This window comes from Salinivirga sp. (genome assembly GCF_055145285.1).
In genome coordinates this window covers 44,528-71,239 of record NZ_JBSRDC010000050.1, presented here as the reverse complement: position 1 = coordinate 71,239, position 26,712 = coordinate 44,528, and the positions used below count along the sequence as shown (strand labels likewise).

Sequence of the window (26,712 nt, the reverse complement as noted above, 5' to 3'; positions counted from 1 at the left end):
ACAGTATGACATGAAAGCAATCATCGCATGTGGGAGCATACAGCCCGAACTTGATAAACGTTGCAATAAGCAGGAAGTAAAATTATTCTACCTCCCGCAAAACCTGCATCGTACACCGCAAAAAATGGCAATTGCAATTCAGGAAGCTATCAAAACCATACCATCTAATGTGGAAGACGTTATTCTGGGATATGGTTTGTGCTCCAACGGCATTGTCGGAGTGGAAGCTCCTGCACAAGGATTGTATATTCCGAAGATACATGATTGCATTGCCCTGTATCTTGGGAGCCGTAAAAAATATCACGAGATATTTAAAAATCATCCGGGTACCTATCATCTTACACAAAGTTGGATCGAAAATGAAAAAGACCCGCTTGGGTTAATTGAAAATGAATACAGCGAGCGCGTTGGACGAGAAATGGCAGAAGAGGCTATGCAGTATGAAATTAAAAATTATGAGCAAATAAGTTTTATCAATACCGATACCGGCGCAGTAAAAGAATACAGGAAAAGAGCAAAAGCAAACGCAGAGTATTTTGGTAAAAAATTTAAAGAGTATCAGGGATCTGATCAATATTTCAAAAAGATATTAGAAGGGCCATATCAAAAAGATGACTTTGTGTACATCGAGCCCTACCAAAAAGTAAAACAAAATCAATTCTTAAAATAGGAGGAATACAAAATGCAAATTGTAGGAGAATTAATAAATGCAAGTCGCAAAAAAATCCGCAATGAGATTAAAGAAAAAAATTACGATGAAATTGCACGCGTTGCTAAAGAACAAGCAGCAAACGGCGCTGATTTTATCGATGTCAATGCAGGAATTTTTGTAGGAGGAGAAGCTGATTACGTTAAATGGCTGATCAAAACCGTGCAGGAAAATGTAGAAATACCCTGCTGTATCGATACACCCGACCCTGAAGTACTTGAAGAAGCAGTAAAAGTACACAAAGGAATGCCCATGCTCAATTCCATTTCATTGGAAAAAGACCGTTGGGAGAAAATGCTGCCCATGCTTGAAGGTACCGATATGAAGGTTATAGCCCTTTGTATGAGCGACGAAGGTATGCCTTATACCAAAGACGACCGCATGAAAATTGCCGGTAAACTCATCAATGGACTTACACAAAAAGGTATTGCGCTTGATAATATCTATGTCGACCCATTGGTGCAACCCATTGGCACAGGTGATAAATTTGGTATAGAGTTTTTGAATACAATTGAAGCCCTCAATGAAGAATTTAAAGGCGTTCACACCATCTGTGGATTGTCAAATGTTTCTTATGGAATTCCCAAAAGAAAACTGGCCAATCAAACATTCATGACAATGGCCATTACCAAAGGCCTCGATTCTGCAATTATGAACCCAATGGATAAAAAAATGATGGCCAATATTATCGCCACTGAAACACTGCTTGGCCGCGATCCATTTTGCGAAAAGTATATGAATGCATATCGCGAGGGATTATTTGAATATTAAAATTGAATTATAAAACAGGAGGTTTTTTATGACTAAGAAGTATTCTGAAGAAGTAGAAATTGCCCGTAAATATTACAATAGTAGTGATGCAGATAACTTCTACTACAGAATCTGGGGAGGCGAAGACCTGCATTTAGGCATTTACGATAGCGAAGATGAAGATATTTACAAAGCCAGCCGCCGCACAATTGATCGCATGGCAAGCTATGCCGAAAAAATCGACGAAAACACTAAAGTAATCGACCTTGGTGGCGGCTTTGGCGGTGTTGCGCGCCATTTGGCCAAAAAATACGGATGCAAGGTAGTTGTGTTAAATCTGAGCGAAACAGAAAACCAACGCGGTCGCAAGATGAATCAAGAACAAGGCCTGGATCACCTAATTGACATCATTGATGGTAGTTTTGACGATATACCTTACGACGATAACACATTTGATATTGTGTGGTCTGAAGATGCCATTCTGCACAGCGATAACCGCGTAAAAGTAATCAACGAAGCTGCCAGGGTGCTTAAACCCAATGGCGATCTCATTTTTACCGATCCAATGCAAACCGATAACTGCGATGAATCAGTACTTGAACCTGTTTATGACCGCATCAAATTATCGTCATTAGGTTCTCCAGCCTTTTACCGTGAAACCTGCAAAGCAGCAGGACTCACCGAACAAACATTCGAAGAAATGGCCGGAAATTTATCAAACCATTATGCCAAAGTACTTAGCGACACAGAAGCCAATGAGGATAAGCTAGACGGTTATGTGTCGACAGAATACATAGAAAACATGAAAAAAGGATTGCGCCACTGGGTAAAAGGTGGTAAAGAAGGCAACCTCACATGGGGTATCTTTCATTTCAAAAATGAATAATTCCTCTCATACACGCACTAAAATGAACAAATAAATAATTAATTAAAATTAAAATTAACAAATGAGCTACTTAGACAAAATTGATGAGCGTCTGGAGTACAAAGTGAAAGACATAAAACTCGCAGATTTAGGACGAAAAGATATTGAACTGGCAGAGCACGAAATGCCGGGCATGATTGAATTACGTAAGAAATATGGAAAAGAAAAACCCCTGAAAGGCGCACGCATTATGGGGTCGCTGCACATGACAACTCAAACTGCAGTGCTCATTGAAACATTGATAGAACTGGGAGCCGATGTACGCTGGGCAAGTTGCAACATTTATTCTACCCAGGACGAAGCAGCCGCTGCAATCGCAAAAACCGGAGTTCCCGTATTTGCATGGAAAGGGGAAACACTCGAAGAATACTGGTGGTGTACAGCACAAGCACTATCGTTCCCCGGCGGAAAAGGACCCACAATTATTGTAGACGATGGGGGAGATGCCACATTAATGGTAACCCATGGCTACGAAGTCGAAAACGACCCAAAACTGCTTGATCGTGAAGCCACAGCATGGGATGAGCAAGCACTCATAAAACGACTGAAATCAATACTTGACAGCGACAAAGACAAATGGCACCGTACAATAAAAGAACTCCGGGGAGCATCAGAAGAAACCACAACCGGCGTTCACAGGCTATATCAACGCGAAAAAGAAGGTACGCTTCTATTCCCAACCATTAATGTCAACGACTCTGTTACAAAATCAAAATTCGACAATAACTACGGAAACCGCGAATCACTTATCGATGGCATTAAACGTGCTACCGATGTTATGATTGCCGGTAAAACCGCTGTAGTTGCAGGTTTTGGTGGTGTTGGCAAAGGTTGTGCACAAGGCCTCGCTGCTTTTGGTGCCAAAGTAACGATAACAGAATCAGACCCAATTTGTGCTCTCCAGGCCGCAATGGAAGGTTATGAAGTAAAAACCATGGAAGAAATGGCCGGAAAAGGCGACATCTTTGTAACAGCAACAGGAAATAAAGGCGTAATTACCGTAGAGCATATGCGTCGCATGAAAGACAAAGCCATAGTAAGCAATATCGGGCACTTCGATAACGAAATTGAAGTTGAAAAGCTCGAAGTAGAGAAAGACGTAGAACGTGAAAATATCAAACCCCAGGTTGATGAATACAAATTCAGCAAAGAAGGGCACTCAATTATCATGCTTGCACAAGGCCGCCTTGTAAACCTCGGTTGCGCAACTGGCCACGCTTCATTTGTTATGAGTAATTCATTTGCCAATCAGGTGCTGGCGCAAATTGACCTGTGGCAGAACAAACGCGAAAATAAAGTATATCGTCTGCCCAAAGAACTCGACGAAGAGGTTGCAAGAGCACACCTGAAACATTTGAATGTTGACCTGACAGAATTGTCTGATGAGCAGGCAGATTACATTGGTGTTCCTAAAAATGGGCCGTATAAGCCAGAACATTACAGATATTAATATTTCAATGCCCGGACATTAACCTGTCCGGGCGTTATTATTTTCAAACACAGTAAAAAAACAGAATAAACATGTCGTACTTATTCACATCAGAATCAGTTTCAGAAGGGCACCCGGATAAGGTAGCCGATCAAATATCAGACGCTGTACTCGATGAACTTTTAATTCAAGATCCCACCTCAAAATGTGCAGCAGAAACCCTTGTAACAACCGGACTTTGTGTTGTAGGCGGTGAAATTAAAACCAATGCTTATGTCGATGTGCAGGAAATTGCACGCGATGTAATTCGTCGCATTGGTTATACCAAAGCAGAGTATCGTTTCGACGCCGATTCATGCGGTACATTATCATCAATTCACGAGCAATCACCAGATATTAATCAGGGTGTAGAGCGCGAAAAAGAAGAAGAACAAGGTGCCGGCGATCAGGGTATGATGTTCGGATTTGCAACCACCCAAACCGAAAACTATATGCCGCTACCGGTCGATATAGCTCACCGTATTTTACAAGAATTGGCTAAAATCAGAAAAGTAGATGGCGAAATGCCTTATCTGCGTCCTGACTCAAAATCGCAGGTAACATTCCAATATGATGATGACGGCACTCCTTTGGGCATTGATACCATTGTTGTATCAACCCAACACGACGATTTTATTAAGGCTGTCGATGGTACCACAAAATCGCAGGATAAAGCTGATAAAGAGATGCTTGGTAAGATTGAAACCGACATTAAGAATATTCTGCTTCCACGCGTGAAAGAAACATATCCGGAAAGTGTGCAAAAATATTTTGACACAGATTACCGCTTGTTGGTTAACCCAACCGGAAAATTTGTTATTGGTGGCCCTCACGGAGATACGGGACTTACTGGTCGCAAAATCATTGTTGACACTTATGGTGGACGTGGAGCCCACGGTGGCGGTGCCTTCTCAGGGAAAGACTCATCGAAAGTAGACCGTTCTGCCGCTTACGCAGCACGCCATATCGCCAAAAATATGGTAGCAGCCGGCGTTGCCGATGAGGTTGAAGTACAATTGGCCTATGCCATTGGTGTAGCCGATCCGGTTGGTCTATACGTCAGAACAACTAATCCAAAAGTAAAAGTGTCTGACGAAGAAATTTCTAAAAAAATTGATGCCATCTTCGACCTGCGCCCACACGGCATTGTTAAACGTTTTGGACTGCAAAATCCAATTTTCGGGGAAACTGCCGCATACGGGCATATGGGCAGAACACCAGGAAAAAAAGTTGTTTACGTCAATGGACAGAAAAAAGAGGTAGAAACATTTACCTGGGAAAAGCTCGACTATGTAGACAAAATTAAAAAAGCATTCAAACTATAATCGGTTTTAGCCATAAACAAACCCGGAGCATTCAATTTACTTCGGGTTTGTTTTTTAAAACAAATTATACGGGGCAAAATGTGAAGTGTGGTTTATTCTATTTTGCTCATTTTAAATATGCTAAAACGAAAAGCTAATAAAACATAATTCGATATGGAAAAAGTATTGGGTATAGGCAATGCACTTGTAGATATCATGACCAGGCTGGAGAACGACGATTTTCTCAATGAGCAACAACTACCCAAAGGTAGCATGCAACTGGTTGATGATGTTCGAGCCGACCAATTGGACAAAGCCAGCGAAAAAATGAGAAAGTACCAGGCAAGTGGAGGTTCAGCAGCCAATACCATTCACGGACTTGCCCGTTTAGGCGTAGAAACAGGTTTTATTGGAAAGGTCGGAGAAGACGATCTTGGAAAATTTTTCTTCGACGACCTGATGAAAAGTAAAATTTCACCGCACCTGTTAAAATGCACAACCCCGAGCGGCAGAGCACTTGCACTGGTTTCCCTGGATTCGGAGCGTACCTTTGCAACCTATCTGGGCGCAGCCATCGACCTGCAGGCCGAAGACTTAAAAAGTGACATGTTCAAGGGGTACAAATATCTCCACGTAGAAGGTTATTTGGTTCAAAACCATGATTTGCTCCGAAAAGTAGCAGAAATGGCCCATGATAATAACATCAAAATCTCACTTGACCTGGCAAGCTACAATGTGGTAGAAGACAATCTTGAGTTTTTAAGAAATTTCCTGAATAAAAGCGTAGACATTGTATTTGCCAACGAAGAAGAGGCTAAAGCTTACACAGGAAAAGAACCTGAAGAGGCTTTACAGGAATTGGCCAAAGAAACAGAAATTTCCGTTGTCAAAATCGGAAAAAATGGCTCGTTAATTAAAAGCGGAGATGAGCAAATAGCTATAAAACCTATTGAAGCATCTCCCATAGACACCACAGGTGCCGGCGATGCTTATGCGGCAGGTTTCCTTTATGGCTTGATAAAAAAATACAATTTGGCCAAATGTGGCGAAATTGGCTCTCTGCTTTCCGGAAAGGTAATAGAAGAGATGAGCGCTAAAATTCCGGAAAAAAATTGGACGCAAATTTTCGAAATCATAAAAAAATGAATGTGCAGGGGGGTATCAAAACAGAAAAATTCCACAATTTTTCTGTTTTAAAAGTCGGAACTGAAGATTTATTTTATGGCCGCTATTTAATTTAATTGCAAATAAACGACTTTTGATACACCCCCTGAAACACATTCATTGGTTTTAAGTAGAGTCTGTCGATAAAGTGAAGTGTTTAGTTCAGATATCGGACATTATGGACAAACACTAAGTAGGCTCTGCTGAAAAAGTCTTTAGCGCATCATACTTCGGCTATCGCTCAGTATAGGTCTGCAAGGCAGCAAAGTGAATCTGTGCGTCAACCGACGGCCTGCGAGCTGAAGCCAACGAAGCAGATGGTATGCTAAAGGCTAACCGGAGGTAGCCCGGCTGGGGTTATGGATTGTTTGCCGTATGGCAACTCATCTACTATAAAAAATTCTCGCTTTTGCTTTATCTTGGGGATATTATGCTGTTGTCGCGCCCATTGGACAAAGTTGAATACCGTTTTAGGTGATACATTCGTACCTCTCATAGTGTTCTTTTTACCAATCGTGGACTTGTGCGGCAGAAGCATCTGAACAGAAATCGAGTTTGTGCTTTACAAAGGGTTCATAATCCTGAAGTTCCTTTTTGCGCTGCCCCAGTGCCGTTTGGTATTCGTAAAATGCATCCTCGGTCATCTGGAGAAATTTATTCACAGTCCGCCAGTTAAGGACTAAAGAATCTGCAATCTTAGAAATGGACCAGCCATTTCGTTTCATTTCGTCTATTTGATGACACATAATCAACTCGTTATAAAATTCATTCATAATCTCAGGTTTTTTAATTAACCTGATAAAGTTGAGTTTTTCTCTCATTTGATCATGCCCAAATGAGAGAAAAACTATGTACCATTGTTGCCAAAAACTTTGTAGTTTTATTTACCAGTTAGACTGTAAAACTGTTTATTTGGAACAGTGCCGAAACTGAACTTTGTAAATTGATCCGGATATTGTACTTTTAGTTTATAAACCGTCCATTCAAAACTGGAGCTAGTTTTGCAGATTGTAAACCTGGTCTACGAGCTCACCGAAGGTAAATTGGCGCGAGTTCTGGCCTTACGCCCAATCGTACAGTTGGTCTTGGTGTCCTTAGTGGTAAAAAAAATAAACCACGGAGGACACAAAGAACACGGAGGAAGCACCAGGAAGCACATTTTTCTTGTGTGCTCCGTGGCCAAGCGGTGAGTAGGAGAAAGCAACCTGCGGAATTCCAGCTTTAGTCACACATGTTCAATTAGTCTTGGTGTCCTTAGTGGTTAAAAAAGATAAACCACGGAGGACACGAAGAACACGGAGGAAGCACCAGGAAGCACATTTTTCTTGTGTGCTCCGTGGCCAAGCGGTGAGTAGGAGAAAGCAACCTGCGGAATTCTGGCTTTGTTCACAGACGATCAGTTGGTCTTGGTGTCCTTAGTGGTTAAAAAAGATAAACCACGGAGGACACAAAGAACACGGAGAAATGCGAGAAGAAGAATATTTCCTCTGTGTTCTCCGTGGCAAAACGGTGAGTAGAAGGATGCAACTGGTGGAATTCCAGCTTTAGTCACAGATGTTCAATTAGTCTTGGTGTACTTAGTGGTAAAAAAAATAAACCACGGAGGACACAAAGAACACGGAGGAAACACGAAGAAGAAAATTTCCCTGTGTTCCCCGTGGCAAAACGGTGAGTAGAAGGATGCAACCGGCGGAATTCCAGCTTCGTTCAGAGACGAATTGTTGGTCTTGGTGTCCCTGGTGGTTAGAAAAGATAAACCACGGAGCTCAAGGAGGAAGCATAAAGAAAAATAACAGCCTTGTGGACTTGTTGACATGCTAAGGTGATTTCGATATTTTTGTGTAGTTTTGGTATTTTCAAATACCAATTCAAATGACGAAGCACAGCAGCATTAGAATAAGTTTAGTTCCACAATTAATAGTCTTCCTGGCAGGGTTCAGTTTTCTGGTTTTTGAAATAAGCTGGAACCGCATTTTGTCGTTGTACCTGGGCTCTACGGTTTTTGCCTCTACACTTGTATTGGCCACTTTTATGGGTGGGCTCGGTTTTGGCGGTATGTTTTGGGGCCGTTATATCAATGGTAAAAAAGCTAAAAAACACTTGCTGGCCATTCTTTTTGGTACCATTGGATTATTGGGATTGCTGAATTACTGGATTTTCAATTTTGGGCTGTCTAACCTTTATGAAGCGCTAAGCGGATTAACTACCAGCCTGAGAGAAACCATTGTTTATCTGATGGTTTTTGTCATGCTTATTATCTCGACCTTTTTTATGGGTGGGGTGTTGCCGGCAATTGCCAAAATACTGATTCGCAGCAATCAGCAAATAAGGCACCATATGGGCCACATCTATGGTCTTGAAACACTTGGTAGTACACTGGGCGGACTGACAACCGGTTTTCTGTTGCTCGGAAAATTTGGTCAGCAGAATACCGTTTTTATTGGTGTGGGGGCGATGTTGATACTCGCGCTTGTTGCATTACGACACATGCCGCTTCCGGCCGCAGAACAGAGGGCTGAAAAACAGGAAGTGGATAAAAAAACAGCCAAAAAGAGTGTAGACTGGCGCAGACCAGCCATAATGCTCACTTTTATGTGCGGTTTGTCGGTAATTGCCTTGCAGGTAATTTGGGTGCGTATTCTGAAAGTTTATCTGACCAATACCAGTTATACCTTCGCACTGATAGCGTCGCTTGTTATTGCAGGATTGTTTGCAGGCAGCTGGTATTACAAATCCGGCAAGAAGAGTGTAAAGGAGCCGGGCAAACGTATCTCACTTTTATTCATGCTTTTGGCCGCTTTCAGTGTTTTCGGACTTATTGTATTGCTCAACCTGCCCGAAGCCATGCTGGTGCCGCTACACGATATTTTTAATACCCATTTTACCCGCTTACTGATTATTCCTGTTGTGGTTTCTATCATTGTAATTTTACCGGTAGCAGCAGTATCGGGTTACGCTTTTCCGTTTGCTGTCGATTTATATACTGATTCGTATCAAAACGTAGGTCGCAATGTGGGACGCATCATGCTGGCCAATGCACTGGGCTCGTTTGTCGGTCCGTTGATAGCGGCATTTATGCTGATCCCGCTGGCCGGGGCGGCAAGGAGTATTTTACTGGTGGCCATGTTGTTGTTTTTAGCGCTGATTTTTTCCCTGCGCTATATGCCTGCACAAGACCGTAAAAGTCCAAAAGTAACAGCACTCATTTCAATTGCTTTGCTATTTCTGGTCACCATTTCCGGTTTACACATGCGTATTTTGCCTCCATCATTTCATGTCGAAGATAAAGAAGTGTTGCACTACAACGAAGCCATACAGGGTACTTTGGTAGTAGGAGAGGTGCGGCAGGGCAATAATACTGTAAAATCTACTTATGTGAACAATGCTTCTGTAATTGGTTCCAGTTATGATGCCATTAAGGCAGTAAAGATGGTTGGGCATATGCCATTTTTTGCCGGGTTAGAAGCTCAAAAAGTGCTGATTGTGGGTTTTGGAATAGGGGTAACCACATCGGCCATTGCATCGCACGACGAAATAGAGCAGATCGATTGTGTAGAGCTGGTGCCCGGACTAAAAAAAGCTGCAAAATATTACAGCGCGCTGAACAACAATATTGTAAACAATCCACGGTTAACCATACACGGAGACGATGGCCGGCATTTTTTACAATCCACAGCCAAAACCTACGACCTGATTTCCAGCGACCCCACGCACCCTGTGCTTGGTTCGGGTAACCTCTACACCCAATCGTATTTTGAATTGTATAAAAAACATCTGAATCCGGGCGGCATGGTCACCCAATATTTACCGCTCCATAAACTTAACCGGAACGATTTGTTGGGTTTGATTAAAACCTTCCATCATGTATTTCCGCATACCGTAGTGTGGCTTGGACATTACCATGCTGTGCTGATGGGCAGTACCGAGCCGGTAAAAATCGATTTTGAAAAATGGAGTCAGCGGATAGCCAATTTTCCAAAAGACCCGTACTTTTATGCCAATCCCTATCATTTGGCTGCCAACCTGATTTTTGACCATAAAGCCATAGCCAATTTTCCGGAAGATATACAAATCAATACGGACGACCGTTCGTATGTTGAATTTTTCGATTTCAGTGTTTTCCGGGAAGAAAATTTGCCCAACAATCTGGCTTACCTGAACTTTAAGCGCGATGGTGTTTTCCGTGTTTTTCATCATATCCCCGATACCATAAAAATGAAACGCTTTATTGAAGCCAACAAAATGATGACCCGTGGTTTGGAAGGTATGCTGCGCAACGATAAGGAATTGCTTTACCGGCAATTGCAAAAAGCAGCACAAATTGCCCCGGAGAATGAAGAACTTCCGTTTTTGTTGAAGTTGTATTTTCGTCAGTAAGTAAAAATGCCGTTATTGGGCGGAAATTAGTGGTATGGTAAAGAAAAACGTTGAGCCTTTTCCCGGGGCAGATTCTACCCAAATTTCACCTTTCCATTGTTCTATTATTTTTTTGGAAATGGACAGTCCAAGACCAGTGCCTCCTTTAACTTTTGTGAAGTCTTGTTCAACCTGTCTGAAACGCATAAAAATATTTTCTTTTTCGTTTTCAGGAATACCAATGCCTGTGTCGCGCACAAAAAATTTAATTTCATCATCCTTCATTTCATAGCCAAAGGCAATTTCCCCATCGTCAGTAAATTTCATGGCATTATTCAGCAGGTTAATCATCACCTGACGCAATCTTGCGTCATCAGCTCTAATATATTCCGGGCAGTTTTCGGACTTGATAACCCGCAGTGCAAGTGATTTTTCTTTAGCCGTAGGTTGAATAAAAGTGTATACATCATCCAGCATCTTATGCAGGTGAATGTTTTTGTAAAGAAACCTCAATCGTCCGCTTTCAATACCCGATATGTCGAGAATGTCGTTTACAAGTACCATAAGTCGCTTGCTGTTTTCCATAATAATGTCGAGGTACCTGTCTGTTTTGTGTATTAGGTTTTTGCGTTCTTTGAGCATGCGTGCAAAACCTATTATGCCATTCATTGGAGTGCGTATCTCATGGCTCATATTGGCCAGAAAGGCCGATTTAAGTTTGTCGCTTTCTTCTGCCTTTTCCTTAGCTTTTTCAAGCTGTATCTCCATCTCTTTCCGTGCTGTAATATCATCTATTGCGATAAGCACATATTTTTCAGCGCTGCGGAAGAGTACCGAAGAAGAAACCAGAACGGTGTGTCTCTGTAAGCCGGTCTTTCCCTGAATGATGAGCTCACCTTCTATTTTTTGGTGCGATTGGTCATTGTGATAAGCTTTGTTAAATAAATTACTGATGATGCATTTTTCACACCAGTTGCCCTCGCCGCAATTCTTTTTATTTCTTTCTGGCTCTACACAATTGAATGTTTCTCCAATAGAGGTGCCAATGGCATTTAACTGTCTTTCTTCAGATAGCAAAGGATTGGTGTTGATTTTAACAATATTCATTGCTCCGTCTAACAAAATCATTGTAACCGGGGCATTGTTAAATATATTGGCCAATGTAAGTTCATTCTCGCGTGAGGCCTGCTCGGCCTTCCGGCGATCAGTTATGTCGCGGCTTACCACCTGCACATAAGTTTTAGTATCATCTTTTGTATGGATTAATTGCCCATTGGCTTCAATCCAGATGTAATGGCCATCGACATGTTTAATGCGTTGCTCAATTTTAAGAAATGGTTTTTCGTGCGTAAGTTTTGTAAGGTCTGTATAAAACTTATCAACTTCATCAGGATGTAAAAAAGAGCTGACCAGCTGTCCCACTACTTTTTCCGGAGGCAAACCCGTGAATTTTTTAATCGATGGAGAAACATATCTCACTATGCCATTCAAATCATGAAGTGCAATAAGGTCATAGGCATTATCGCTAATCATGCGGTATTTCTCTTCGCTTATCAATAAGGCTTGTTCAGCTAGCAGTTTGTGTTCAATAAAGCGGATTAATATTCTGGTTACTATTATACCCGCAAGAAACATCACAAAAAAAGCAATGCTGAAGTAATTGTAGCTTTGGTTTTTAATTCCATTGATTAAAAAGTAATCAAGTCCCACAAATATAAACCACATGAGCATTGCTGTAAACAGGCTATATGCAAATATTCTATTGTTTTCACGCATGTAGGAGGGAGCTGCTATACCCAAAAGTTTTCTTACTGCAGTGAGTTTAAACAATAGTTCAGCCGTAATAACCATCAATAAAAAATTTAGTATATCCTTTGTGGCAAAACCTTTTAGAATTGAAACAGAAAGGTGATTGATGGTGTCTTGTTCCCAAAAAGGCGGATTTAGAGCTAATAAAGGATTATATAAAACCAGATATACTGTAATATACCCTACAGCAGCCAGCAATCCAACAAAGGCTATTTTAATTGCAAGCGGAAACCTGCCATTACTTACATGGCCGTGAATTATTCTGCCTACCAAAAAGAATAAAGCTAATGTAAGTAACATCACTGATAAATTGGCATAACCCTCGTGTGGCCACAGAAGCAGTGGATATAGTGCACCTCCGGACAAGCCGGAAATCAGCCCATATTTACTTCCATAAGCTACAGCAATAAGCAATGGAAATATCATACCCCATGGAAAATTGAATTGAATGTGGCCCAAATCGACATTTAGATTGTAATTTGAAAGTACTAATGTGAGCAGGCCCACGGCTACAGCAATTATAAGTTTTACAGACGTGGCGTAATGAGATAAATGTATCTGCGGAGTATTATCCTGTTCTGTCATATTTTAATTTTGAAACCCTTAAATTAGTATTAATCTGCCAAATACCAACTAAAATTGAGAGATAGAACGAACCCGTTTTTTTCTCTGATTTTATAAAGTATTGTGTCTGAAACAGGTTGTTAAATGGTCATTCACCATCCCAATGGATTGCATATAGGCGTAAATAATGGTAGGGCCAACGAAGCTCATACCTCGTTTTTTCAGGTCTTTTGATATTGTTTTTGATAAAGTTGTTTCGGCAGGTACATCTTCAGGGTTATTCCAATAATTGATGATAGGTTGATGGTTGACATATTGCCACATGTACTGGTCAAAAGAACCAAATTCTTTCTGTAGTTTAACAAATACAAGGGCATTTTTAACAGCGCTACGTATTTTTAACCTGTTACGAACAATACCCTTATCCTGCAGCAGGGCTTTGATTTTTGCTTCATCATAACGGGCCACTTTTTTTACTTCAAAATTATCAAAAGCCTTACGGTAGTTTTCGCGTTTATGCAGAATGGTAGACCAGGATAGTCCGGCCTGCGCACCTTCGAGCACAAGCATCTCAAAAAGTTCACGGTCGTTGTGGGTTGGCACACCCCATTCTTCATCGTGGTATTTGGTGTATAACGGGTCATCAGCAGGTGCCCACCAGCAGCGGTTTTTATTTTCCTTCATCTTCTTCACGGTATGTATATCCGGCTTCTGTTTTAATGTCGGTATAGTAAATCAGCCAGTCGGCTTCTGTTTTAAAACTGGTAAAATAAATTATATAATCAGCTTCGGCTCGTATATCGGTAAAATACCATATACCACTTCTTTTTTTAGCTTCTGTTGGGATGTCTGTTAAATATACCCATACATCAGCCTCCGTTTTATACTCGGTTTCATAGGCAACAAAATCAGCTTCCTGTTTAAAGTCTGTTTTATAAATTTTTTGTGCGCTTGCATTAGTAGAAAACAAAATGCTTAATGCGATGAATATAAGAATTCTCATATCAATGGGCCTTTGTGTTTTTAATAGATGGCTTTTATTGCTGTAAAACATTACGTTTTCACTAAATTTTATACTAAATTCGCTAAAAAATTTCTAAAAGCACAATTATGAGAAAACATATTTTTAATGCAGGCCCTTGCAAATTACCAGAACAAGCATTGGAAAACACAGCACAGGCTGTAAAAGAGCTTGGCAAAGCCGGACAATCAATCATGGAAGTTTCACACCGCAGCAAAGATTTTCAGGCTGTGATAGACGAAGCACAGGATCTTTTTAAAGAATTACTCAACATACCCGGAAATTATGAAGTGCTATTCCTCGGAGGTGGTGCATCCATGCAGTTTGCCATGATTCCTTTTAACTTTATGAGCAAAAAAGCTGCTTATGTTGATACAGGCTCATGGTCTTCAAAAGCCATTAAAGAGGCTAAAATGTTTGGCGAGGTTGAGGTAATCGCCAGCAGCGAGGACAAAGATTTTGCCTATTACCCAAAAATCGAAGTGCCTAAAGATGTGGATTACCTGCACATTACTTCAAACAACACAATTCGCGGCACCGAAATTTTTGAAGATATCGATACCGGTGGTGTTCCATTAATTGCCGACATGTCGTCCGATATGATGAGCCGCAAAGTGGATGTGAGTAAATATGCCATGATTTATGGTGGAGCACAGAAAAATGTAGGTCCGGCTGGAGTTACATTCGTAATTATCCGTAAAGACATGCTCGACAAAGTGGTAGATCGTCCTATTCCAACCATGCTCAAATACGAAACACATGTGAAAAAAGGCTCTATGTTCAATACACCTCCTTGTGTAAACGTATTTGGTGTAAAAGAAACCCTCAAATGGGTTAAAGCCCAGGGTGGCGTGGAAGAGATGGAACGCCGCGCAAAAGAGCGTGCCGATATGCTCTATGGCGAAATCGAACGCAATCCTATGTTTAAAGGTACTGTAATTGAAAAGGCTTCACGTTCACGAATGAACATTACCTTTATTTTCGAAGAAAAATACCAGAACCTTCAGGACGACTTCCTGAAATATACCGCTGATAATAATATCGTGGGCATCAAAGGTCACCGTTCAGTGGGTGGTTTCCGTGCTTCTACTTACAATGCCAGCAACGTTGACGATGTAAAAGCACTGATAAACTGTATGCAGGAATTTGAAAAGCAACATGCATAAATGAATTCAACAGCAAGCATATAGCAGGTCACGCTTTCCAGGGGGAGAGTGTGACTTGTTCTTTTTACAAGTGTTAAACTAAAAAAATAAAAAATTATGGCTAAAATATTGGTAGCAACTGTAAAACCATTTGCCCCTGCGGCAGTAGAAGGTATAAAAGATATTGCCCAAAAAGCCAACTACGAAGTTGCGCTGCTGGAAAAATATGAATCCAATGATCAACTTCTTGAAGCAGTAGCTGATGCCGATGCGTTGATTGTTCGTAGCGACAAGGTTACAAAAGAGGTAATTGAAGCCGGAAAAAAACTGAAAATTGTAGTGCGCGGCGGAGCCGGTTACGACAATGTAGACCTTGAAGCAGCTACGGCCAACAATGTAGTGGTGATGAACACACCCGGACAAAACTCTAATGCAGTGGCCGAACTGGCACTTGGTATGATGGTTTACCTTGCCCGCGGTGGTTACAATGGCAAAGCCGGTACTGAATTGCGCGGAAAGTCCATTGGAATTCATGCATATGGCAACGTAGGACGCTATGTGGGCGAAATTGCCCAGGGTTTTGGCATGGAAGTAAAAGCTTTTGATCCGTTTAAAGAAAAAGTAGATATAGAAAAAGATGGCGTTAAGGTTGTCGACAGCGTTGAAGAACTATACAGCACTTGCCAGTATGTATCATTGCATATTCCATCGAACGATAAAACCAAAAAATCTATTGGTTACGACCTGTTGAATAAAATGCCTGAAAACGGTGTGTTAGTCAACACAGCCCGCAAAGAGGTGATTGATGAAGAAGGATTGGAAAAAGCAATGGAAGCACGCAGCGATTTGCAGTATATTTCAGATATTGCACCAGATAATAAAGATGTAATTGCTGAGAAATTTGAAGGCCGCTATTTCTTTACCCCGAAAAAAATGGGTGCCCAAACCGCAGAGGCCAACATCAATGCAGGCATTGCAGCTGTAAACCAGATTATTAACTTTTTGGAAAAAGACGATCGTACATTTCAGGTGAACAAATAAAAGTAAATTTATTGTGTAATGATGGCGCAAACCTTTGCGCTGAAATAATTGATATAAAAATGGCGAAAATTAAACCATTCAAAGGCGTAAGGCCTCCAAAAGAGTTGGCCAGCGAAGTGGCTTCGCGCCCGTATGATGTTATGAATTCGGAAGAAGCCCGTGAAGAAGCAACCGAAAAATCACTTTTACACATTATCCGTCCCGAAATTGATTTCGAACCCGGGTATGATGAGCATGCTCAGGAAGTGTATGACAAAGCCCGTGAAAATTTTGCCAAATGGCAGGAAAAAGGGTGGCTCATTCAGGACGAAAAAGAAAAGTACTACATCTATGCACAAACCATGGATGGCCGCACACAATACGGACTCGTAGCTGGTGCACATGCCGATGATTATTTTAACGGCATCATTAAAAAGCACGAACTTACCCGTCCCGAAAAAGAAGAGGACCGCATGAAGCATGTGGAGATTAATAATGCCAACATGGAACCGGTATTTTTCTCTTACCCTGCTGTGGACGAGCTTGATGGTATTGTGAAAAAAGTGGTGGAAAGCAAAGCGCCCGAATATGATTTTACTGCTGTAGACGGTTTTGGTCATCATTTCTGGGTGGTCGACAGTGAGGAAGATATCAAGCGTATTACTGAATTGTTCCAAACCAAAGTACCCTATACCTACGTGGCCGATGGTCACCACCGCACAGCTGCCGGTGCCAGGGTTGCCAAAAAGCAGGCCGAGAATAATCCTAACCATACCGGAAACGAAGAGTACAACTATTTCTTAGCTGTACATTTTCCTGATAATCAATTACACATCATTGATTACAATCGCGTGGTGAAAGACCTCAACGGCCATACAGCCACCCAACTTCTTGAGAAACTACAGAAAAACTTTGATGTTTCAGAAGTAGGCACAACTGCTTTTAAACCAGAAAAGCTACACAGTTTTGGCATGTACCTCGAAGGTAAGTGGTACAAACTGGAAGCCAAAGCAGGCACCTACGATGATGAAGACCCCATTGGTGTGTTGGATGTAACCATACTTTCGAACCTTGTATTAGATGAATTGCTCGGAATCGAAGACTTGCGTCGCGACAAGCGCATCGACTTTGTTGGTGGAATTCGTGGTTTGGGTGAATTGGAACGCCGCGTAGATAATGGCAAGATGAAAGTGGCCTTTTCTATGTACCCGGTAACCATGAAACAATTGATTGATATTGCTGACACAGGCAACATCATGCCGCCTAAAACAACCTGGTTTGAACCCAAGCTGCGCAGTGGTTTGGTAATTCACAAATTAGACCAATAAGAAACATATTTTATACGATAGAAAAGCTGCTTCATATTTTTGAGGCAGCTTTTTTTTCTAATAACATGCGATGCCTCGGGAATTGGATTTGTTTTTATAGATATGTGATGCCTCCGGCATCAGTACAGAGATTTTCAAAACAACCTGGCCACAGCCTGTACCTCAAAAAACACCACCGCACGGTTCCCGATAAAATTTAACTGGTCATTAGTCAACCATTCTATCAAACCACCAATCCAACCGCACACCCCTGACCTCCCGATTTAATATCGAGGCTCTAAAGGGGAACCCCAACGCGCAACTGGTGAGGGATAATGACAACGTCCGGAAAATTGAAACGGGATTGTTGGAAACGTACCGGATAATAATCACGAAACAAAATTTGGAAACGGAATTGTAGAGACGCACGGCCTGTTGAGACGCACGGCCGTGCGTCTCAACGTCGGAAACCCATTACCGGCCGTGCCAAAACCATCGAATGTGCGAAAATCACCGACCGTTGACAACAACCAACGTCGAAAACAATAATAACCAGTCAACCAATCACCCATTCACCCAATCAACCAATCAACGAATTAACCAATCACCCAATCTACCAATTAACTTACTAACTGAATTAACCACAATCACCTCTTTATCACCACCCGTTTTTGCTGTGGATTAAGTTCATGCGCTTTGTCGAGGGATTTTTGTGCTGCATCAATCTTGCCGAGTGCATTCAGGCTAAGGCCCAGGTTATACCAGGCACTGGCATCGTTGGGTTTGAGTTTTACCACCTTTTCCAACTGGGTTGCAGAAGCTTTGTAACGTTGGGTCAACCCATATACCACGGAAAGGTCTTTAAGTGCTTTCACATTTTTGGGTTTCACTTGCAGGGCTTTTTTTAGATAGGTTTCGGCATTCTTTAGGTCATTCAGGTGTTTGCCATAAATATTACCCATCTGGTAGTTGATTTCGAAGCGATTAGCATCTATATTAGATAATTTTTTGTACCATTTTAACCGTTTTTCAGGTTCGCCTTTCTGCAACACGGCCAGTGCATTTTTCCATGCACTTTGATGTCTTGAAGCACGACGGAGAATACTCAAATAGTGTGGCATAACCGAATCTAATGGCTCTTCTGATGCAAACCGGGTATTGCCGTATAAAAGATGGGCATCATTATAAGTTGGGTGTATTTCAATGGCCTTTTTGAGATGTGTCCGGGCCCGTTTGAGTAATTTCTGTTTCTTTGTTTTGTTTTGAGTATCTATGGCTTTTTCATAAAGCTGACCACCTGCCACACAGTTTCCCTTGGCACTGTTTTCAGAAATTTGCACATCATGTGTAAACAAGGTAAAATCATCTTTCCAGTCATTGTTGCGGTCGATGGCTTTTACACTGTAAGCCACACCAATTAGTATTATAGCTGCATATCCGGCCCGCGCAAATGCTTTGCGTTGCATGAGCCAGTAAAGTCCATAACCCAAAGCCACACAAAAGGCCAGGGAAGGCATAAACATGAAGCGCTCGTTCATGAAAGTACCTACTGAAAAAAACAGGTTCGACATCAATAAAAAGGTACCGATAAAAAACCAGATCCAATATCCATAAAACCTTCTGTTGATTAGGCTTCTGACAGCAAAAAACAGCATAATCAGCGCTATGAACACGGTAATCCACGGATAAATATTTTCCCAGCCGGTAACGGGCACATGGTAAGGATAATAGTCGTATGTAAGGGGATGGGGTACAACAAGTATCCGCAGATACCATATCCAGGTAAGCAAAATGGTAGCAAACCGTTCATTGATGTCCATTTCCACAAACGGATTATTCATCAGGGAGGAGCTTTCCTCTATTTGCATACCGCCAAGCACCTGGTAACGAACGAATACAAAAAGCGCAGCGGGGATAATTACGGTAAAAGCGGTTTGTACAATTTCATTGCGGGGCCGCTTCAGATAGTACAATGCCAACGGTAATAACACCACAAAAGCGATTGCATGTTCTTTAGACAGCATGGCCAAAAACATTGAAATTGCAGCAGCGCTGTATACCAATAACCTATTTTTTTGGCTATATAAAACCCATTTTACAGCAAGTAAAACAAAAAGAAACGCCAGTATTTCGTCTCTTCCTTTAATGTTGGCTACAGCTTCGGTGTGAATGGGGTGGAGCGCATAAAGCAAAGCAATGATAAAGGCCAGGTCTGTGGTAATCAGTTGACTTTTTCTCAGCACCTGGAAAATTAATAACACGACCAGGGCATAGAGTATGATGTTGATTGCATGGGAGATGTGTGGGTTTTGACCAAAAAATTCATATTCCACGGCAAATGTGGCTATGGAAAGTGGCCGGTAGCGACCACCGGCAACCAGTTTTTTATCAAAACCAAAAAAGCCGGTAAACGATTCGGTAGAAAAAATATCATCAATTCCATCGATACCTTTTTTTACAAAACTGTTTTCAGTAATTACAATGGCATCGTCGAGGGCATATTTATTAGTGAGGGTATTGCCGTAAACCAATAAAGTGAGGGTAAGCAAAATAACCTGCGGATATTTACGAATCCAATTCACCATATTCATAAAGCTATAAATTTCAGTTTATTGCACTACACTGATTAATTCAATGTCGAATATCAAATCGGATTTTGGAGGAATAAGGGGCGGATTACCCTGTTCTCCATATCCCAGCTGCCATGGTATAATCACTCTGGCCATTCCGTTTGGTTTCATTTGTTTCACAGCATTATTAAGTCCTTTAATAACCTGACCCTGATCAATGGCAAATATCACCGGATCATCGGTTTTGAGTGAGGATTGGAAAAGTTCTCCATTAGCAAAATAACCCGAAAAGTGAATTTTAACCACATCGCCTTTTTCCGGACTTGTTCCTTTTCCCTGTTTTACTGGAATGATCTGTAAGCCTGAATCGAGCTTAATGGTATCTTTCCCGGATACATCAAAGGGTTTCACTTCCTTTTTTTCGGAAACATGAATCAATTCAAGGTCAAAACGCAATTCAGTACCGGGAGGCACAACACCGGGCAGCCCGGCTGAACCATAACCCAAATCTGGTGGCACAATGATATGATAACGCCCACCAACCTTCATTTTTTGCACCATTTCGTCCCAGGCAGGAATGACATCCTCGGCTCCGGGATTAATCCGTACCGGCTCGCCCCGCAATTTTGACGCATCAAAAATTCGCTGGTCAGGCAGGTAGCCTGTATAATGTAAATAGGCCCATGAATTGGTATCTGGTCTTAGGCCATATCCGGAGTCAATAACCATATAACGTATGCCGGAAGCCGTACTGAGGGTATCTAAACCTTCGGTTTTAAAAGTATAAAAAGCTTCATTGGGCTGAATATCAATAAGTTCGATTTGAAAATATAGTGTTGAATTGGGCGGAATATCAAGCACCCGCCTATTTCCATAACCTAAATGTGGAGGTACAACCAACCTGGCCGATCCGCCTTTGCTCAACATTCCTATTGCCTGGTCCCATCCGCGAATGACCTGTCCAACACCATAGTTAAAAGTAAGTGGTTCTTCACGCTGGTACGAATTATCGAACGTTGTACCATCTTCAAGCTGACCGATATAATGAACCGCTACCATATCACCCGGCTCCGGCTTTGCATCACTGCCAGCATCAATGATCTGGTAGACCAGGCCGGTTTCTGTTGTATCCATATTTTTCGACCATTCATCTGGCGAATTGACTGGCGTTCTGTTTTGTGCCATTAAAAAAGTGGAGTATACAATCAAAAATGGCAAAAAAAGTATTTTGGTTCTATTTATCATGATTATTAGTTTTAACATTATCAGTAAGACTGCAATTTATAAAAAAGCAATGAATATTCGTAAACGTAATGCCGGTAATGAAAAATAAACAAAAGGGAGCTGCATCGAAATTCATTTATTACGTGAACGGATGAAGCAAGATAAAATCCAATGGTTTTCTTAACTTTGAAGTCTTGAGTACTAATAATGTATTACCTATGACCAGTAATAATGATATTTTAAGACGTATCCGCTATATTTTTGATTTTGGTGATGATGAAATGATTAAGGTTTTTTCAAACGCTGATTTCGTTGTTACCCGCTCGCAGATTAGTGAGTGGTTAAAAAAAGATGATGATCCGGAGAAACACGAAATTTCTGATCAATATCTTGCAGCATTCCTGAATGGACTAATCAATGTTAAACGCGGTAAAAAGGAAGGCACCCAGCCAATACCGGAAAAACGGCTAAATAATAACCTGGTCTTGCGAAAACTTAAAATTGCCCTTAACCTGCGCGACGAAGATATGATTGATATTTTTAATCGTGCCGGGATAAAAATAAGTAAACCTGAGTTATCGGCTTTTTTCAGAAAACCCGGTCACCAAAAATACCGCGATTGCCAGGATCAGTATTTACGAAATTTCCTGAAGGGTTTGCAAATTAAACACCGCAAATAAAAAAAACGCCACCTTTCTCAAGATGGCGTCCCAAAGGCTTATTTCAATTCCGGAAAATTTTCAATATTACTAGAGAGGATGTAGTAACTTAAATACATATTTACTGCATACTATTAGTAAAGCCTTCAAAGCCCGTTAAACTTATCAAATACATTTATTCTAATGTCCTTATCTTTGGGAGCTTTCCAGAATGAATAAACTTTCGGGCTAAAACAAAAAAGAGAATGCTCCAAATTAATTATTGTAAGTTATTACATTTATTGCTATAAGTCAAATTATTTCATTATTTTAAGTAATTTTTAACTTTTGACAATGAGGAAATTACGTATTTATAGGTATGAAAATAGGTAGGTTGCAACTGGCGAATTGTAACTTGTTTTCTTTACAACAATAGATTTAAAGTACAGTGTTTAACAAATGTTAATCGAAATTTAGACGTAAACATTTGAAAATTTCTATTGTATAAACTTTTTTAGGCATGCAAAAAAGTTGCAGATCATTAAAAATGCAGAACCGAAACAGGTTTATAAAAATAAATAGCGATATGACGAACTTAGTTTTATTCCAACGAATTAATCAGCCAATAGTTTTGTTTTTAATCATTGGTGTTTTGATGCTTAATTGCCCTGATTTGTTTGCACAAATCAACCAATCAAAGCTTAAGAATCCGGAATCATTGGAGTCAATATTTCCTAAAACGCTTGCTGATGGTATTAATAAGGCAGGCTTCAGTACCCGGAAAAGTGAAACGGTTAATTGGGCCGGCACAAGTTATATGAGTAACGGTGGGGCAATTTTGCAGGTAGGAATTTGGTTATATACACCCAAAACATTCAAGAAAACCAAACGCAAAGAACTAAAGAAACGCGATCTTATTAATTCCGCAAAAGGTAAAATTTATTACCGTGAATACATCGGACAACACGACCTCAAAATGTATTTTGATAAAGGTATGGCTGTACGCCTCACGGCAAGTCCTGATATAAGTAAAAAGCAAGCTGTTGCCATGTTTAAAGCATTGGCCATAGATGAGATAAAGGCCATTGACCCCAGGTAAAAAAAACATTTCTCATAAAATATGTGTTTGTTAGGGATGATTACACATGTTGTTGCTTTACTTGATTAAGCCAGTTAACAAGGGTGTCTAAAAAGTTTTGAAATCGTTAGATTTTTGACTTTTTAGACACCCTGCTAAGTTGAGTGGGAATCGCTCAATTTGGATTCTATTTAAAAGCTTTTTCCTGCAAACCGTCACCTTCAAGGGCCAGTCTTTTCAGGTAATCCGGCGCTTTTTTGCCCGTCACCGCATCCACATACATTTTGGCGAGATACATGCCCAGCATAAAGCCCTGTCCGCGCAGTCCGACGAATAGGCCTCTTGAAGGGTCAATAATCATGTGTGGTTCGGTATAATACCCCGACCAAACAGCCTGGAATCCAACAGAAGAAAGTTCCGGAAGCCAGTCTATAAAAACCTCAGAAACGATTTCAAGGAAATCCTTATCGTTAATTTTGAGGTTTTTGCCTGTTTGTAAAGGTTCTACACCTGGTGAGGCACAACCAATAATCTGTCCGGTTTCTGCAAGTTGCTGGCCATAAACGGCTGTGAAACCTTTGTAAGGTCTGCGGTCTATAACCATGTTCAACGGCTGATTATTCACACCTAAATAGGGCAGGCGGCGTGTAATAAAAGCCTGGTGTTTGACCGGGAATAATCCGGTGTCAATGCCAATCATATCAGCGAAGTCGCCCGCGTTACCACCCAATGCGTTTACGAAATGTTTGGCCTTATACTTCACGTATTTGCCTTCGTGGGTTTTAACCAGCGCAATGTATCCTTTATCGGTTTTTTCCAGGTCGATGAGTTTGGCATCTTCGTGAATCATTCCACCATGGTCGATTCCGATTTTGCGAATCAGGTCAATGACCAAACCCGGTGTGGCCTGCCAGCAGTCTTTTGTGACCAGAGCAGCCAAATATTTATCATTGCTTGTGCTGAATCCCGGTGCTATGTATTTTGGAAAGTCTTTCGGTTCAATCATCATGGCGTTGCTCCAGGCTTTTGATGCTTCCAGCGCGTCGTAAGTAGCCTGGTCGTGTGCCAGCGTAATATAATTAATGTCTGTTAGGTGAATATTGGAAATTTCTTGTAACTCCTTAAATATTTTGCGGTTATTGCCGGCAATATCGGCCAGTTCCGGTACGCTGAACACCGGACGGCCACCTGCAATATTGCGCCACGATGAGCCGCGTTCGTAATTTATAAGAATGGGGTTTTCACCGGCTTCGGCAAAGTACCGGAATAATGCGCTTCCACCAATGCCGCCACCTGCCACCAATACGTTGGTTTCTATGGTTTCAATTTTTTGTCCGTTCAGATTCGGAATGGTCTGCTCGTGCAGGTCATTTGGATATATTTCACCCATGCTTACCTGATTCGACATTGGTCCCCGCGGTGTAGCTTCTCCTACAATCTGAATTCCGGAACCTGCAAGTGCAGTTTTCAGTCGCTTAATGCATCGTTTACCGCGGCAGGCACCCATACCCAGACGAGTTGTGTGCTTAATTTCGTCTACCGAAATAAATTTACGGTCGCCAATAACTTTCATTACTTCATCCATGGTTACATCATCGCAATGGCAAATAAATTCTTTACTTTCAATATTGTTGGAAGATTGTGCAAATTCCACCTGTTCCGGGTAGTTTGCTTTGGTTATAAAGCCACGCGCATTTACCAAATCTTCACCATGAATATCTGTTGATTTGACTCGTGCCAGATTTGTTTTATTAGGTTTCTTCATGATTTTTTCCAGTATGCCTTCGCCTACTCTATTTCCCTCATTATCAACCAAAACCACTTCTTCTCCATGGTTCACTTCATATTCTACCGGAAAAAACAACCAGTCTTTTTTCAGGTTGTAACCAAAAATGGCCAAACCGGGGCAGAGCGTTACACATTGCATGCAGCCCACGCATTTATCGAAATCAATGACCGGAACCGTACTTGATGATGTTTTGGTTATAGCATCGTGTGGACAGGCAAATGCGCAGGGGTTGCAGGCAAATCCGTATGTGCAATCAGCTATCACAAAAGGCTTTTGCATGCGTTCCCGTTCCGGCATCTCCGGCTCTTCAATAACTTTTGTAGGATGCTGTTGAGAATCGATGTATTCTTTTGACAGTGCCAGATAATCGTCGTAATTATACCTGAGCGACATCTCTTCCATAATCTCGTACGCTACCTGTTTACCACGAAGTACAGCACTGGTACCTTCGCCAATGCGAATCGCATCGCCGGCCCCGTGTACATTTCGACCAAACACCTCTTTGCCTTTGCGCAATAATGCATCATCTGAAACCAGACCAGTACAAATATTAATGGTATCAATGCCTTCAATAATTCGCTCTGTGCCGGGAACAGGCATAAAATTTTTTGCTTCTGCCACCACGGCGCCAGTTATGCCCGTGTGGTCTTCGTTGGGAATAGCTTTCACAAGCATATTCGACAGATAAATCGGGATACCAAGCCTCCGCACCCGGTTGGCTTGCACAGGAAAACCACCTTCGCGGTCCTGTGCTTCAAGTATCGCTTTTACATTGGCGCCGGCCTGCACAGCCTGGTAGGAGGTGAGGTAGCCAATGTTGCCTGCACCTACAGTCAGTATGTTTTTTCCCAACAGGGTGAGTTCATTATTCATCATTTTCTGGACAACAGCAGCGGTATAAACACCAGGCAGGTCATCGTTTTCAAACGATGGCATAAAAGGTACAGCGCCTGTTGCAATGATGAGATGCTCAGCATCTACATAATAAATTTTGTCGGTTTTAATATTTTTAATGGCTATACGTTTACCTTCTAAAAGATCCCAAACAGTTGAATTGAGCAATATTCCTTCATTATTGTCCATTGTAAGTTCAGTGGGGATATCGAAGCCACGCATACCGCCATATTTTTTCTCTTTTTCGAAGAAGAAAAACTGGTGTGTTTGCATTGTAAACTGGCCACCAATGGTATCGTTATTGTCTATTACAAGATTGTCAACGCCATGTTCATTCAGAGTTGCTCTTGCAGCCAAACCTGCCGGCCCGGCTCCAATGATGGCAACGGTGGTTTTATGCACTTCAATGGGATTTTTGTCCGGGTAGTCTGTTTTTGATGGTTCATAGTCTTTGGGAATTTCAGAAACTTCTTTAATGCCATCGACCTTGGTGATACAAATTCGTCTGACTTCACCATCGACAAGCATTTCGCAGGCGCCGCATTTTCCAATACCGCACTCCAGGCTGCGATTGCGGTTGGTTAAACTGTGGCTATGAACCGGATAGCCAGCCTGATGCAGAGCTGCTGCAATGGTTTTGCCCTTTTGAGCTTTAATTTGCTGATCATTATATGTGAAATATACTTCCTTTCCTTTTGGGATATCTAAAATTGGGTGCTCGGTTATTTTATACATAACGATGTGTTTTATTTGTGCTGTTAAAGTGGCATTATAAATCGACACAATCAATGAGTTTTGTCAGGGTTTGAAAATTTCAAAGCAAATAGTTAGGGAGTAATACACCTGCATGAAAAACAAATCGGCTGCACAAAACTAAGTTATTTAGGCTAATAAAGGCCATCGAGATTCAGTTGGGTTTCTATTGCACTATTTTTGACAAAGAAATTGTTTGGCTAAAAAGAAATGACCGGAAATCC

19 protein-coding genes are annotated in these 26,712 nt (G+C 41.4%); 12 read left to right on the top strand and 7 right to left on the bottom strand.

Annotated elements, in window-relative coordinates; all coding sequences use genetic code 11:
• Window positions 1–10 precede the first annotated feature (10 nt).
• The 6 genes from ACTB0Y_RS09680 (at window position 11) to ACTB0Y_RS09655 (ending at window position 6,302) form a co-directional block, all read left to right on the top strand.
• Window positions 11–670, top strand: coding sequence for a DUF1638 domain-containing protein (locus ACTB0Y_RS09680; protein WP_463206619.1), 660 nt, complete (start codon window positions 11–13; stop codon window positions 668–670).
• Window positions 671–682: 12 nt separating this feature from the next.
• On the top strand, window positions 683–1,480 hold the full coding sequence (locus ACTB0Y_RS09675; RefSeq protein WP_463206618.1) for a methyltetrahydrofolate cobalamin methyltransferase: 798 nt from the start codon (window positions 683–685) through the stop codon (window positions 1,478–1,480).
• A gap of 28 nt (window positions 1,481–1,508) precedes the next feature.
• Window positions 1,509–2,345, top strand: coding sequence for a methyltransferase domain-containing protein (locus ACTB0Y_RS09670; protein WP_463206617.1), 837 nt, complete (start codon window positions 1,509–1,511; stop codon window positions 2,343–2,345).
• Between the two features lie 61 nt (window positions 2,346–2,406).
• On the top strand, window positions 2,407–3,834 hold the full coding sequence (ahcY, locus tag ACTB0Y_RS09665; RefSeq protein WP_463206616.1) for an adenosylhomocysteinase: 1,428 nt from the start codon (window positions 2,407–2,409) through the stop codon (window positions 3,832–3,834).
• A gap of 71 nt (window positions 3,835–3,905) precedes the next feature.
• A complete protein-coding gene (gene metK / locus ACTB0Y_RS09660) occupies window positions 3,906–5,177 on the top strand; it encodes a methionine adenosyltransferase (RefSeq protein WP_463206615.1) in 1,272 nt (423 codons plus the stop codon).
• Window positions 5,178–5,330: 153 nt separating this feature from the next.
• Window positions 5,331–6,302 carry an adenosine kinase gene (locus tag ACTB0Y_RS09655; RefSeq protein WP_463206614.1) on the top strand — a complete coding sequence of 324 codons (972 nt, stop codon included), beginning with the start codon at window positions 5,331–5,333 and terminating at the stop codon, window positions 6,300–6,302.
• 524 nt (window positions 6,303–6,826) lie between these two features.
• On the opposite strand, the gene ACTB0Y_RS09650 is transcribed toward ACTB0Y_RS09655, so the two are convergent.
• Window positions 6,827–7,093 (bottom strand): hypothetical protein, encoded by a 267-nt coding sequence (locus ACTB0Y_RS09650; RefSeq protein WP_463206613.1) that lies wholly within the window; start codon window positions 7,091–7,093, stop codon window positions 6,827–6,829.
• A 1,099-nt stretch (window positions 7,094–8,192) separates the two neighbouring features.
• Between ACTB0Y_RS09650 and ACTB0Y_RS09645 the strand changes: the two genes are divergently transcribed.
• Window positions 8,193–10,697 carry a fused MFS/spermidine synthase gene (locus ACTB0Y_RS09645; RefSeq protein WP_463206612.1) on the top strand — a complete coding sequence of 835 codons (2,505 nt, stop codon included), beginning with the start codon at window positions 8,193–8,195 and terminating at the stop codon, window positions 10,695–10,697.
• A gap of 12 nt (window positions 10,698–10,709) precedes the next feature.
• Here ACTB0Y_RS09645 and ACTB0Y_RS09640 read toward each other — a convergent pair whose 3' ends face one another.
• The 3 genes from ACTB0Y_RS09640 to ACTB0Y_RS09630 all read right to left on the bottom strand — a co-directional run bounded on the left by ACTB0Y_RS09640 (window position 10,710) and on the right by ACTB0Y_RS09630 (window position 14,052).
• Window positions 10,710–13,070, bottom strand: a complete 2,361-nt coding sequence (locus tag ACTB0Y_RS09640; RefSeq protein WP_463206611.1) for a sensor histidine kinase — start codon at window positions 13,068–13,070, stop codon at window positions 10,710–10,712.
• A gap of 90 nt (window positions 13,071–13,160) precedes the next feature.
• Window positions 13,161–13,733, bottom strand: a complete 573-nt coding sequence (locus ACTB0Y_RS09635) for a DNA-3-methyladenine glycosylase I (protein WP_463206610.1) — start codon at window positions 13,731–13,733, stop codon at window positions 13,161–13,163.
• On the bottom strand, window positions 13,720–14,052 hold the full coding sequence (locus ACTB0Y_RS09630) for a 7(1) septoil knot domain-containing protein (protein ID WP_463206609.1): 333 nt from the start codon (window positions 14,050–14,052) through the stop codon (window positions 13,720–13,722). The genes ACTB0Y_RS09635 and ACTB0Y_RS09630 overlap by 14 nt, the downstream gene beginning before the upstream one ends.
• Window positions 14,053–14,159: 107 nt before the next feature.
• Here ACTB0Y_RS09630 and serC point away from each other — a divergent pair, with 107 nt between their 5' ends.
• The 3 genes from serC (at window position 14,160) to ACTB0Y_RS09615 (ending at window position 17,563) form a co-directional block, all read left to right on the top strand.
• Window positions 14,160–15,236: a 3-phosphoserine/phosphohydroxythreonine transaminase gene (serC, locus tag ACTB0Y_RS09625; protein WP_463206608.1), complete on the top strand. Its 1,077-nt coding sequence runs from the start codon at window positions 14,160–14,162 to the stop codon at window positions 15,234–15,236.
• 96 nt (window positions 15,237–15,332) lie between these two features.
• Window positions 15,333–16,256 (top strand): NAD(P)-dependent oxidoreductase, encoded by a 924-nt coding sequence (locus ACTB0Y_RS09620; protein WP_463206607.1) that lies wholly within the window; start codon window positions 15,333–15,335, stop codon window positions 16,254–16,256.
• A 59-nt stretch (window positions 16,257–16,315) separates the two neighbouring features.
• Window positions 16,316–17,563 carry a DUF1015 domain-containing protein gene (locus ACTB0Y_RS09615; protein ID WP_463206606.1) on the top strand — a complete coding sequence of 416 codons (1,248 nt, stop codon included), beginning with the start codon at window positions 16,316–16,318 and terminating at the stop codon, window positions 17,561–17,563.
• A gap of 626 nt (window positions 17,564–18,189) precedes the next feature.
• Here ACTB0Y_RS09615 and ACTB0Y_RS09610 read toward each other — a convergent pair.
• Window positions 18,190–20,133, bottom strand: coding sequence for a tetratricopeptide repeat protein (locus ACTB0Y_RS09610; RefSeq protein ID WP_463206605.1), 1,944 nt, complete (start codon window positions 20,131–20,133; stop codon window positions 18,190–18,192).
• Window positions 20,134–20,151: 18 nt separating this feature from the next.
• Complete coding sequence (locus tag ACTB0Y_RS09605; protein ID WP_463206604.1) at window positions 20,152–21,357, bottom strand: FKBP-type peptidyl-prolyl cis-trans isomerase; 1,206 nt, start codon at window positions 21,355–21,357, stop codon at window positions 20,152–20,154.
• Between the two features lie 197 nt (window positions 21,358–21,554).
• On the opposite strand from ACTB0Y_RS09605, the gene ACTB0Y_RS09600 reads away from it, so the two are divergent.
• Both ACTB0Y_RS09600 and ACTB0Y_RS09595 read left to right on the top strand, forming a co-directional pair.
• Complete coding sequence (locus tag ACTB0Y_RS09600; protein WP_463206603.1) at window positions 21,555–22,016, top strand: YehS family protein; 462 nt, start codon at window positions 21,555–21,557, stop codon at window positions 22,014–22,016.
• Window positions 22,017–22,560: 544 nt separating this feature from the next.
• On the top strand, window positions 22,561–23,073 hold the full coding sequence (locus ACTB0Y_RS09595; RefSeq protein ID WP_463206602.1) for a hypothetical protein: 513 nt from the start codon (window positions 22,561–22,563) through the stop codon (window positions 23,071–23,073).
• A gap of 166 nt (window positions 23,074–23,239) precedes the next feature.
• Here ACTB0Y_RS09595 and ACTB0Y_RS09590 read toward each other — a convergent pair whose 3' ends face one another.
• Window positions 23,240–26,470 carry an FAD-dependent oxidoreductase gene (locus ACTB0Y_RS09590; RefSeq protein ID WP_463206601.1) on the bottom strand — a complete coding sequence of 1,077 codons (3,231 nt, stop codon included), beginning with the start codon at window positions 26,468–26,470 and terminating at the stop codon, window positions 23,240–23,242.
• Window positions 26,471–26,712: the final 242 nt, after the last annotated feature.